Origin of the sequence: Flavobacterium panici, assembly GCF_903819335.1 — a bacterium.
In the GTDB taxonomy this organism is placed as follows: Bacteria; Bacteroidota; Bacteroidia; order Flavobacteriales; family Flavobacteriaceae; genus Flavobacterium; species Flavobacterium panici.
Genome location: NZ_CAIJDE010000029.1, coordinates 197,866 through 211,500 on the forward strand (window position 1 = coordinate 197,866; position 13,635 = coordinate 211,500).

General features: G+C 36.3%; 5 protein-coding genes. All 5 read right to left on the bottom strand.

Annotated features, from left to right (window positions below):
* Nucleotides 1–142 precede the first annotated feature (142 nt).
* Nucleotides 143–1,783: a glycosyl hydrolase family 18 protein gene (locus FLAPXU55_RS03885; RefSeq protein ID WP_180856662.1), complete on the bottom strand. Its 1,641-nt coding sequence runs from the start codon at nucleotides 1,781–1,783 to the stop codon at nucleotides 143–145.
* Between the two features lie 171 nt (nucleotides 1,784–1,954).
* The gene (locus FLAPXU55_RS03890) at nucleotides 1,955–4,624 is read right to left on the bottom strand and encodes a beta-1,3-glucanase family protein (protein ID WP_180856663.1); all 2,670 of its coding nucleotides are present in this window, start codon (nucleotides 4,622–4,624) and stop codon (nucleotides 1,955–1,957) included.
* 178 nt (nucleotides 4,625–4,802) lie between these two features.
* Nucleotides 4,803–8,759 (bottom strand): family 16 glycosylhydrolase, encoded by a 3,957-nt coding sequence (locus tag FLAPXU55_RS03895; RefSeq protein WP_180856664.1) that lies wholly within the window; start codon nucleotides 8,757–8,759, stop codon nucleotides 4,803–4,805.
* Between the two features lie 668 nt (nucleotides 8,760–9,427).
* Entirely contained in the window at nucleotides 9,428–12,358 is a 2,931-nt protein-coding gene (locus FLAPXU55_RS03900; protein ID WP_180856665.1) for a triple tyrosine motif-containing protein, read from the bottom strand.
* A gap of 569 nt (nucleotides 12,359–12,927) precedes the next feature.
* Complete coding sequence (locus FLAPXU55_RS03905) at nucleotides 12,928–13,566, bottom strand: HAD family hydrolase (RefSeq protein WP_180856666.1); 639 nt, start codon at nucleotides 13,564–13,566, stop codon at nucleotides 12,928–12,930.
* Between the last annotated feature and the right edge of the window lie 69 nt (nucleotides 13,567–13,635).

Sequence of the window (13,635 nt, forward strand, 5' to 3'; positions counted from 1 at the left end):
AGCTATGTGTAAAAACTAGTTTTTTGAATTTCCTTTATTTCAGAAGAAAAATCTATGTTTCTATGTGTTTAAAAAATACTCTATAAACAAAAGCACTAATCTTCTCTGCCGAAACAAAGAAGAAAAGTGCTTTATGTAAAACTTATTTTTTAATAAAACGTCTTACCGTTTTGATTCCATCTTTTTCTAATGAAATCAGGTAAATTCCTTTTTTCAAATCAGCAACGTTGATGCTGTTGTTGTTTACTGTTTGTGATGAAACTGTAGCACCGCCTTCAGAATTGATAACACTTACATTTGCTCCGGAAACTTCTGAACTAAAGAAAAGTGTATCTTCTGTTGGGTTTGGATAAATAGTAACGCTTGCAATATCCGCAGGAGTTTCAGCAGCTGGAGCTACCGATTTTGCAGCTAAACCAGAAGCCGATTTTGTGATTCTAAACCAGTTTAAATTTACTCCAGAAGCTTGAATATAGATTCCGAAATTATACGTTCCGGCATTTACATTTACAGTTTGCGTAATTGTCTGCCAGTTTTGCCATCCGCCAGTATTTGGTACATTAACTGCACCAAGCTGAATTGTTCCGGCATTTAAATCAGATGATAATCTTGCTCCGTTAACAGCACTTGCAACTCTGTATTCAATTACATAATTCCCAGATGTTGGAAAGTTAATATTGTAATATGCCATCCAGTCTCCTGTATCAGCATAACCTACATTTAAACCTCCGCCTGTATCTGTTGTAGCTTCTGTTTGAACACCGCTCATTGTATTATAACTTTCGGCTTGTATTAAAGTTCCTGTTCCAGGAGGATTACTTCCTGTAATAACCTGATTGATGGCAGTTAATAATGATTTAGAGCCTGTTGCATCCTGAGATAATTCCCAAATCATAACTCCGCCTGCGTTTTGAATCGCAAAAGTTGTTTTTGCTTTAATTGTTGGAATTCCGTTATAGTAAATTGTATTTCCAACCTGATCCTGATTTTCTGCTCCCGGATATTGAGCTACGATATTAGCATAAGAAATTCCCTGATTTGCAGATGCTCCAAAGCCATATCCGTAAAATGGTAATCCAATAATAGCTTTACTTGCAGGTAAACCTCTTCCTGTCCAGTAATTAAATTGGTTTACAGCCATACTGTATGGAGAATGCTGTCCCGGATTGTTTGGCTGCCATGGCCCAGTTGCATCGTATGCCATGATATTGATCCAGTCATAAGCCGCAAAAGTAGATGCAGGTACATTTGCACCACCATATCCTTCTGAAAGCGCTGACGAAATCAATTTTCCATTGGCATGTAATTTATTCGCCAAGGCAATAACAAATCCGCCATAATCGCCGTTAATTGCCGGACCTTCTAAATCTACGTCGATTCCGTCAAAATTGTGAGCGACCACATAGTCGTACAGTTTTTGAATAAAAGCGGTACGGTTTCCCGGCGTAATTAAATTAAAATAATTGTCACGAATGGCACCGCCTTCAGAAATGGCACCTCCTCCAAGAGAAACAAAAACTTTAACGTTTTGAGCATGTGCAGTATTAATAATGGCATTGTTTCCAGAATTAAAACTTAAATATCCGTTTGCATCAGGATTTTCGAACGCAATATTAATGTGCGTTAATTTACTGTACTGGATAGTTCCTGCTAAAGCATTTAGATCAACCCAGTTCGGGACATAAGCGATTACTTTTTTCTGCTGGGCCGCAGCTAAGTTAAAAACACCCAACACTAAAATAATAATGCATTTCTGCAGCATTCTTCGGTAATTGTTTTTCATAATAAATTGTTTAATAGATTAATAAAAATTTGTAAATTTTGGGGGAAATGAAAAATTTTGGATTTCAAACTTCAGATTTTAGATTTGATCGCTGTGCAATCTAATTGGGTCAAACTAACTAACGCTCCCTAATTATTATCTAAAATCTAAAGCCTAAAATCGTTTTTAAAACTATTTTTTTATGAAACGTTTGATCGTCTGTTTGCCTTCTTTTTCAAAAACAATAAAATAGATTCCTTGCTTCAAATGCGAAACATCAAAACTGTTATTATTGATTTTTTGAGAGGCAACAGTAGATCCCGTTTGTGAATCGACTATTTTTACGCTTCCGCCAGAAAGATCTGTCGTTACATAAAGTGTATTTTCTACCGGACTTGGATAAACATTTAAAGCAATTTCTGTCGGTTCTTCTGCTGGTTGAACTGAAGCCGTTTTAGCAGCTGCACCCGCACCAACTTTAGTAATTTTAATCCAGTTGATGTTCATTCCGGTATTTTGAATGTAAATTCCGAAATTGTATGTTCCTGCATTTACATTTACTGTTTGCGAAACCGTCTGCCAGTTTTGCCATCCTCCTGTATTTGGAATATCAACATTTCCTAAAACAATGGTTCCTCCGTTTAAATCAGATGATAATCTTCCGCCTGTAACAGCGCTTGCCACTCTGTATTCAATTAAATAAGAACCTGTTGTTGGGAAATTGATGTTGTTATACGCTAACCAGTCACCTGTTTCTGTGTAACCTACATTTGAGCCTCCGCCTGTATCTGTAGTGGCTTCAACCTGAATTCCGCTCATTGCTGAATAATCTTCGGCCTGAATTAAAACAGAAGTCTGCGAACTTGTGGCAGGAACCAGTTTCCATTGTCCGCAAGTTTGGTTGTTATTATCCCATTGTTGTACAATTGCTCCAGAAGCTGTACTTGCACCTGCAACCTCAACAATTCTACCGCTGTGTCTTGCTACAATTTTATAGAAACCATCGCCTGTAGAAACCAATACAAACTGCTGGTTTGTTGTTGCATTGTATGGATATTGCTCTAAACGCGCGCCGTTTGCTTTATTGAAATTATTAATGTCTAAAGACTGGCTGCTATGGTTAGCAATAATTTTATACAATCCATCGCCTAAATGTGTAAACGTAAATTTTTGATTGTTTCCAGAATTCAGCGCGCCTTGATTAATTCCTGCTCCGTTAGATAAACTTGCATTCCAAACATCCATATACAAACCGCTGTTTCTGTTTTGTAAAAAGAAAGTCTGGTTTCCTAAAGTTGTAGTTCCGTTTGCAAGGATTCTGATAGAAGTTACTTTATCATTCCAGGTTGTGTTTAAACAAGAATTATCAGAATTAATTACGGTAGAAGCTCCTGTAAAATTATCATCCTGATATAAAATCGCCTGATATCCTTGTGCAATTTTTAATGACGAAATATCATCATTTAAAACACCTAAAGTATTTAAACGTGCTAAGTTATAATCTCCAATTGTTAATCCGCCAGAGAAACCTGTATAATTACAATCTTTATAAACCGTAATAACATCTGTCGAAGCCGGAACAGAAGGAACCGTTCCTGCATAACCTCCAAAAACTGCAATTACTTTTGTTGGCTGTGGCGAATGCAATGATGGTGACTGATCTGCAACGTCATCATAAGCAAAACCATAAGCTAAATTATCAATGCTGATTCCGGGTAAATGCCAGAATTTAGAATAATGGTTTGTTGGATTTACCTGATAATATTTTGAAGCATCGTACCAGTTTTGCTGACCCAGATTTGCTGTTGTAGTATTTACAACGTGTCTGTTAATGGCAGCCGTTAATTGCGCCTGAATCACAAGATCTAAATCTCCGTCAACCAATCTTCTGTCGAGAACACCTTTTCCTTCAAGCGCCTCCTGAGTACTTGGTCTGTATTGAACTCTTCCTGTACGGCCAACAAATCCTCCAGATTGTCCAACCATTTCAAGCTGTTCGCCAATAACTCTTCCTTTAAAAACTCCGGCGTCTCCGGCATAAAAGATCAAGTCTTCATTTTTGTATTTATTCCAGATCGCGTCGATATACGATTTTAAATAATTGGCTTGCGGCCCAACTGTCGTTCCTCCTGTTCCATCTGCGAAAGCGGGAGTTTTTGACGGAGCTGTAATTTCACCTGTTGTATTGTTTACACAACCTTGAAATTCTGATGGAACATTGGCTTTAAAAGCAGCAATAATATCTGCATGGTTTTTTAATTCACCTACTTTCTTTTGATATCCGTTTGCACCAAATAATTCCAATCCCATTGGATATTTATATGAATCTACTCTCGAAGGATTTCCAAAGAAACCATATTGATTGTTAGTCAATTCGATTATTTCATATAAAATTCCCTGATTTGGATCTGTCGCATTCAACGGATTTGGCGATGTATATCCCGAAGGAGCTCCATTGGCACCAAAAAAGTAAAAATACAACTGCGAACCTTTAGAAATAAAAACTCGGCAGCCTGCAATTAAAGGCAGCGTAAAAGTTTTGTTTGGAATTTCACTCAACTTAGTAAAACAAGCTGCGTATTTTGAATTTTGTCCCGGTCCGGTATTTCCGCCAATTGTTGGCCCCGTAACGGTATTATAAGAAGAACTCATTGGTAAAACCTGACTTGTTTTGGCATTTACCCAAACATGGTTTCCGGTGGTATAATCGATACCAACAATGGCTACATACAATTCATTATCATTAAATTTAGAAGTATTACTAATCGTGAAAGGAATGGCTCCCTGCCCGAACATATAATTTGAAAACACCAAAAACAGTGCTGTCAGTAGTGAAAATCTTTGAAGTTTATTTTTTTTCATATCTAAATAATTGTGGGGTTTATGTAAATAGATTCTAAACTGGAGTCATTTTTAAATCATGACTTTTTAATCATCCGTCAGGTGCAATTATTTGGTGCTATCCATTTAAATTTAATTCCAGCTTACAATTGAATGAGAGGGTTTATTTTAAAACAAACTACACCCAACGGATTTTTAATTATTTCTTAATTAGCTTTTTTGTCCAGCTTTTTTGATCTGATTTGAAATTCAGAATATAAATTCCTTTTGTCAGTCTGCTCAAATCAATTACGCTTTCACTTGCTTCTTTCTCCGGTTTATTCTGAAGAACCAGTGTTCCTGAATTGTCATAAATGGTAATGATTTTGTTGTCTAAATTTTCAGGAATGGCAACTTGAATATAGTTACTTGCCGGATTTGGATAGATGGCGAAAACAACACTTTCAGGCGCACTTTCTTCAACTATAACATTTGCTTTTTTAGCTGCAGAAGCAGATCCGTAAGCTTCGATTTCATATAATGAATATCCGTAAGGAGCCAAAGCTTTTGTTGTACATAAAATGCGAAGGTATCTTCCTGTTCCGCTTACGGTTAAATCATCCGTTCCTCCGTCGCTTGCAGTTTGTGTGTTGATTGTTTCGTTTTCAGTAAAAACGTTATCTGTAGAAAGCTGTACTTTATATTGCGTTGCAAAAGCTGCTTCCCATTTCAATACTACACGATTCAGGTTGTAATTGCTTCCTAAATCAACATAAATCCATTCTGTAGCATTTGCAAAAGAACTCGCCCATCTTGAAACCGTTCCGTCTCCGTCGGTTGCTTTACTTGCAGACAATGTTGCATTTTCTTCGGTAGAAGCCGTTGCCGTTTTTGACAGAGCTAAATTTACATTTGGATTTGCTGTAATATTTCTAACAATAACATCGCTGAAAACTCCAGTTCCTAAAGTTCCATTTGCATGAGACGTAACCGCCATTCCAACATAAATGGTATTCGCCATTGTAATTGTTTTTGGAGTTCCAAGCTGTGTCCACGTTGTACCATTATCAGAAGTATAAGAAGTAAATACATTTCCTGCACGCACCACACGAACCCATTTTGGAGCTGTTCCCGCGGCAACATCTGCAACTGTTACTCCTGAAGTAGCATTTCTTGATAAAAACTCAACGCCTGCAGCCGGTGTAACATCTGTCATAGCATGTTTAGAAGTTACTGTAAGTGTTTCTCTAAACATTACTCCCGCTTTTGCATATGTATTCGTATTGGTTAACGAATTAACTTTGGCAATAATTTCGGCATCACCAGTAATAGATTGATTTACAAATTGAAATTGATCGCTGGTTTCCCAAATATCAGTTCCTGAACCTTTTATCGTGAAAGTTCCGCTAGAATGTGTTGCTTCTCCCGCTGGTGTTACCGCACCTAAATCTGTACTAACCCACGGTGCAGGTAATCCAACTGGAGTTTCTGTCGAAACTAAATTTAAAGCTCTTAAATTGTCAAAATAATACGTGTTTCCAGAATTTGTTCCCGGCTCGTATAAGAAAACAAAACGGTTTACTTCGCTGTCTAAAGTCGAAGCGTCTGGCGTGCTTACATACGTAAAAGTTACCGTATGCCAAGTATTGGTTTGTTTTACAACTCCCTGATAAATACTGTGTCTTCCTACCGGATAATTTGACGGAACCGAAGCACTGCTTTCTGCCTGCCATGAAATAACAGATCCAACCGGAGCAGAGGTATAAACATCCATTGCGAATTTTTTAGTTCCCGCTTTGAAATCCCCAATATTGGTTAAAGTCGTATTGAAGGAGAAATTATCATATAATTCTGTTGACTTACGAACATATCTTCCAACGTTTGCCGAAGTATTAATTCCTGTCGCACTCGGATTTGCTACGTTTGCTGTATAAGTTCCGATAGCGTCTCTAAATGTAATATTGTGAACCGTTTGATAATCTTCGTAAACAACTCCAGGCGTAAATGTATCCGGAAGTTTGGTTGCTCCAATTCTGATATTATCAAAATAATAGGTATCGCTTGTAAAAGAACCTGAGTTAAACAATAAAACCATTTGGTTTACTGCCAAATTCGAAGTTCCTGCATCTGGGCTTGAATTGTAATAAAAAGTCAACGTTTCCCATTGGTTTTGTTTCGTCGTAATCGCAACATAATTACTGTTTCTTCCCGTTGGGTAATTAGCAGGAAGTGAAGTTGCGCTGTTTTCTAAATTCAAACTTACAACCGTACCAATTGGTGCCGATGTATACACATCAATCATGATTTTATTCGTCTGGTTTTTTAATAAACCAGCATCTTCAATCGTGCTTTGCGTATTAAAGAAAAGTACATCGTATTGTTCGGTTACGTTTCTAACGTATCTCGCCACATTTGCAGACGAGTTAACAGCATTTGAACCCGGATTTGCCACAACCGAATAAGTTCCTGTTGTAGTTCCTTTTATAATTTTGTTGATGCCGTCGTAATTCTGCAATATATCTGTGGCAACAATTGGTTTTTCTGGTGTAGCTCTTGTCAACAGGTTATCAAAATAATATGTTGCGCCAGAATTTGAATTCGATTCAAAAAGTAAAGCCACATTATTAATCGTCAAAGCGCTTGTATTTGCATCGATAATTTTTTCGAATTCAAACTCAATCGTTTCCCATTTATTTTGAACTGTTGTAGTTGCTTTGTAACCGCTGTGTCTTCCTAACGGATAATTTGTTGCAGTTGTTACATTACTATTTTCTAACTGCAGCGAAACTTTAGTTCCAACCGGAGCCGAAGTATACAAATCAAAAGAAATTCTTTTTCTTCCGTATACATAATCGTTCGCATTGCTGATTACTACGTTTTTGATATTGAAAACATCGTACAATTCAGAAGAATTACGAACATATCTTCCAACCAAAGCCGAAGTATTAATTCCGGTTGCAGAAGGATTTGCTACGGCTTCAGTCAAAACTCCCGTTTTGTTTCCGTAAACAACATTTCTGTTCGTTTGAAAATCTTCCTGAATTTTCTCTACCGGAATAGCAGGTTCAGTTTTTACAGCCAGTTTATACGTATTTGCCGTACATCCCGAAGTTGTTGCTGTTACCGAAACATCTCCGCCTGCAGTTCCCCAATTTACAGTTAAGGCATTTGTTCCCTGCCCAGCCGTAATTGTCGCTCCCGCAGGAACAGTCCAATTGTACGTTGCGCCAGTAATAGCATTTATAGAATACGTTTTACCTGTTTCGTTTTGATACACTTTTGCATCTCCGGCAACGCCATATTTATAACTTCCGTCATAAACACGAACATAATCCACCTGCAATTTTGCCGGAAAATCAGCCGGAACTGGAGCTACTCCTGCCCCATTTACGCTTGTATAAGGCGTTCCTGCACTACCTACTGCCAAATTTAAAATAATATAAAACTGATTATCGTTAAAAGGCCATCCGCCATTTACAGTAGTATTAGGCGTTGCGGTGTGAAATAAAACATCATCAACATACCATTTTATAAAGTTTGGTCCCCATTCTACCGCATACACGTGAAAGTCTGTAGATAAATCCGTTGGAGAGCTATAACTTCTTCCCGTAAAATGATATCCGTTTCCATCGTAATGAATTGTTCCGTCTACAGATTGTGGGTTTCTGTGTTTGGCTTCCATGATATCAATTTCACCTGTATACGGCCAATTTCCTCCTACCGGAAGCATCCAGAACGCAGGCCATGCACCTTGTCCGTTTGATAACTTCATGCGGGCTTCAACTCTTCCGTATTTAAGGGAATACTTTCCTTCTGTAGTTAATTTTGAAGAAGCGTAAGGCTGATCAGGAAATGCGCCATTCGGCTCGTATTTTGCCTGAATGTTCAAATAACTGTTTGCTCCTTCTTTTACAATTGTCGCCTGATTTGGGTCGTAACGCTGAGCCTCAGCATTTCCGAATCCGCAAAGTGCCGGACAACCGTTTCCTGAAATACTCTGCCACTTGGTTAGGTCGACAGTAGTACCGTTAAATTCATCAGACCAAACCAATGTTTTACATTGTGCCTGGACATTCAAAATTGGCAGCAGCACAAATATTGCCGCAGCCAAAAATCGTTTAAAATAATAGAAATTGTCTTTCGGTGGTCGGCCGAAAAAAGAGTCATTTTGATTCATTTTTTTTAGTTTTTTGTTAGTAAAGTTTATTACCTCGACAAAAACCTATTTTGCAGAAATGGGTTCTTATTCTAATAATAATCCGACAATATTAACAAATAAATCAGGCTACACTTACATTTTTGAGTACGGTTTGACTACGGTGATTTAAAAAAAATGAAGAAAAAAGGCGTAAAACTACTTAGGATATTACTTACGAGATGAAATCCCGTTTTTTATAAGTTATTCTTAATGCCGAAGGTTGTAAAATAACTACCACAGATTTTAAAGATGTGGAAAAAATTAAAGGCGTGAAAAATTTTAAACACATAGAAACATAGATTTTCTTCTTGCTTCTTATTTGAGATTATAAAAAAAGCTCGCTTTTTACACATAGCTATGTTTGTTTATATTAGTGAAACGCCTTTTTTATAGACAAAGCAAACTATGTTCCTATGTGTTTAAATAATCGTCCAGTAATTTATTCACTTCTTTTTCAAACAGCTATGTTTGTTTAAACTAGTGAAACGCCTTTTTTATAGACAAAGCAAAACTATGTTTCTATGTGTTTAAATAATCGTCCAGTAATTTAATTACTTCTTTTTCACACAGCTATGTTTGTTTAAACTAGTGAAACTCCTTTTTTATAGACAAAGCAAAACTATGTTCCTATGTGTTTAAATAATCGTCTAGAAATTTAGAATGAATTCTGTGATATTTGCATCAGACGGAAGCTGTAATTTTTTTCGAATTCTGTATCGGGTATCTTCAACTCCGCGAACAGAAATTCCTAAAAGCGGAGCAATTTCTTTGGTATTAAAGTTCATTCGCAAATACGCACACAATCGCATATCGCGCGGAGTCAATTCCGGATAAGTTGTTTTCATCCTCTGCATAAAATTATCATGCAATTGATTGAAGATTTCCTCAAATTCGTTCCAATGTTTATCTCCCTGCAATTCGTGATCGATCAGTTTGTTTATTTTGGTCAATAAACTAAAGTTCACATTCGGATCGTTTTTCTTATCCATCTGCCCTATCAATTCTTTTATAGAAAGCAGGATTTCATTTAAATGAATAAGGTTCACCGTATTCGAAGCTACTTTGGCATTTTTAAGATTTATCGTAGTTTGAAGATTTTCGCGAACAATGGCCATATTTTCCTGTTCCAATGTCAATCGCTGTTCGTTAAGTTCGGCACGGCTTCTAAGCAGTTCCTTTTCCTGATTCAGGATTAATTGCTGACGATCGCGTTCAGCCAGAGATTTTTGATATCTAATAATAAAATAAATCACAACACTATAAAGTATCAAATACAAAATATAAGCCCAGATTGTTCTGTACCAAGGCGGTAAAACTTCAAAACGAAAAACCGCTTCTTCACTTACCACATCATAAATGTTTTTTGCCCTTACATGAAAAACATATTCGTTTTCAGGTAAGTTCGTATATTCCTTTTCCGTCTGAAGACTGTATTCTGACCATTTTGGTTCAAAACCTTCCAGCCAATATTCATATTTTGTAGCGTCGGCTTCATCATAAAAAAGCGATGAAAACGAAAAATGAAGCGCATTATGGGAATGAGATAAAACATTTGAAATTTCTTCGCATGCTTCTTTTGTTTTATTTGGAAGCACATCAAATCGGCTTGAAAATAACAGACTGTCTTTCGGAAAAATACATTTAACCTCTGAAATTAAGGCTTTATATTTCGTTTGATATTGCTTGTTTTTAATGGTGTTATAATGAATTAAACCATCCTGCGTACCAAAAAACACATCGCCGCTGGCTGTGGTTTGAATATTCTCAAAACCCGGAACGTATAAATAACGAAGTTTTCTAAAAGGCAGTTCTTCAACCTCAAAACTTCCATTTGGGTTCTTAGTTATTTTTCCGGTATTTTCTCCAGATACGTACCAGATATTATCCTGATTATCCGATTTTAATAAACGAATATGGTTTTCCATTCCAAGATATTTCTTAAAAACGGGTTCTGGAATCATTTTCTTCGAATGAGAATCTTGTTTATAAACTCCTTTTGTTGTTCCAAAAAGAATTTGATTATCAATTTTAAAAGTATTCAGAAACAAACTCGACGGGAAACCATTCTTTTGATTGTAAAACTCAACCTTTGAAACTGCATCAAATGTTTTATTAAACTGAATTTTATAAATTCCTTTGTAACCGTGGGCAATCCAGAAATCGCCGTTTTTATCTGTTTCGATAACGCGGCTGCTTTCTTCAAAGCCTTTTATTTTATTTTGATAAACCCACGAATTATTTATTTTTTTAAGAAGATACATTCCGTTATAACCGCCAACGATCAATAAATCAGGATGATTAGGAACTAATATTCCTTTCCAAGCTCCATCTGTTTTTGCCAGCAATTTTGCCGAATTACCGGAAACTTCAAAGATTCCGTTTTTTTCGAAAGCCAAAAGTGAGCTTCCAAAAACACCAATATTCCAAACATTTTCAGACATTCCCGAAACGTGTTGAAAGTTGGCATTTTCATGTTTTCCATTTTTATAAGAAAGCCAATCCATCCAAAACAAACCGTTGTCTGTCGCGATATATAATTTGTCCTGATATATTTGACTGCAGTATATTTTTGTTTCTGAATTTGAAGTATCTAAAACTCGGGATAATGGCGAAGAAATCTGAATAAGCGAAATTCCTTCCTTAAGCGTAACCCATAAATTACCTTCTTTATCAACCTTTAAATTAGTTACATAATCATTTTGCAAACCCATTTGTTTGTTGATATGCTGAATCAAATGTCCCGAACCATCTATGACTATCAATCCCGATTGTCGGGTTCCAATTCCGAAATATCCATCAGAAAGCTGAATCCCTGTAGAAATTTGATTTTGCTTCAAAACATTGTCTGCTTCTGTTACAAATGGCTTTAGCTGATTATCTTTAAAAGTAAAAAGTCCGTTTTTTTGTGAAAGTAACAAAAGTCCATTTTTAGTTTGAAAGATTTTTCGAATCTTCATTCCGGCATATTGATCACTGTTTGTAATCGCCGTTAAAGCATTGTTTTTTAACTGCAATAAACCTTTTGCATTGTCCAAAACATAGATTTCCTTATTGACTTCAAAGAAATCATCAAATTTCACGTTAGACTTTATAACTTTGATTTTATTATTTTTGTAGATAAAAATTTCCTCGTAAGAGAAGAAAATCACTTCATTATTTCGGATAACGGTATGTACAACATCACCAAAATTTCGCGCCGATTCCGGAAGTAATTTCACTAAAGAGGTGTATTGGTACTGCCCGTTTGGCAATTGAATGGCATAACCAAAATCGCCCTGTGCGCCCACATACATTTTGTCTTTTTTGTCGATGGCAAGCGAACGAACCATACTCTTGTTTTCGGGCTGCGTTACAATACTCCAGCGAACACCATCAAACTGCATAATCCCGAAATGATTGGCAAAAAACATCATTCCCTTAGAATCCTGTAAAACATCCCAGTTTTCTGAAGCCGCTTTGTACGTTTTCGGATTATAATTGGTTATAAAAGGAACTCCAATTTTTTTAATCTGCGCCTTTACAATTGGAGGAACGAGTATTATCGATAAAACTAAAATTCTAATTATACATTTCGTCATTTTGTTTCTGTCTGTAGGTTATTGTGTGATTTTTGGGAATCACATTTTAGGAAATTGACTCTTGGGGAAAGCCATTTTCCAGGCAAAAAACATTCATTTTTTAAATGTATCAATAACAATTATTCATTATTATCAAATCAAAATAGAGAATGTCGAAATTCAAATATATAAAAATTTATTTTAATGCAACAAATTACAATTTAATCAAACAAATTAGTAATTGTAAGATTAAATTTTAAATTCCAAATCTTCAAATTCCAAATTCCAAACACAATCTTGTCATTGCGAGGAACGAAGCAACCACACTAACAAAGATTACTATGATTTAGCACGTGAGATTGCTTCGTTCCTCGCAATGTCCAATCTTTATCGATCTACGAGTGCGATTCCTCGTTCCTCGGAATGACAAGATTGCGGATATACTTTGTGTGCCTTCTCCCAAAGCCTCGGGATCGCTCAGGCTGACAACTTAAATAACTTAATCTCACGCTCTCGCCATGTCAGGCTGAGCGAAGTCGAAGCCCCGTCCTGCAAAAACTTGAAACCTGAAACTTGAAACAAAATAAACTCTAAACTCCAAGCATATTACTCAACTCTTCATAACTATGAAAAAGTACCGCACCTTCTTCCTCTAAATCATCATTGTTATAACCATTGGCAAAACCATAAACTTTAAAGCCGCCGCTTACGCCAGCTTTTACACCCGCTTTACTATCTTCTAAAACAACACATTCTTTTACATCAAAACCCATTTCTTTGGCGGCAAATAAAAAGATTCCCGGATCTGGTTTCCAACTGCTGATTTGGTAGGAACTGAATATCTTGTTTTCGAATTTATCCAATAATCCAGCTACTTCAAGATTCAATCTGATTTTATCAACTGGTCCGCTCGAAGCCACGCAATACGGAATCTTTAATTTTTCGATAAACGAAACTACACCTTCCATTGGTTTCACCTGTGTTTTAAAAGCTTCAAAACTTCTCTGACGGTAATCTGATTCAAAAGATTCAGGAAGTTTTTGATCGATAGCTTCTTCAATATGTCGGAAACAGTCTTTTAAATTACGGCCGTTAAAATTGCGATAGGCATCTTCAAGTTCCATTTCAAAACCATGTTCTGCTGCCATTTCTAGCAAAATTCCGTTACCAATTTTTTCTGTATCGACTAAAACTCCATCACAATCAAAAATAATACCTTTAACTTCCATATCTAATTTTAAACTTTTAATTAATCTGATCAATTCATCAGATGACAAAATGGAAATTACAAAAATTAA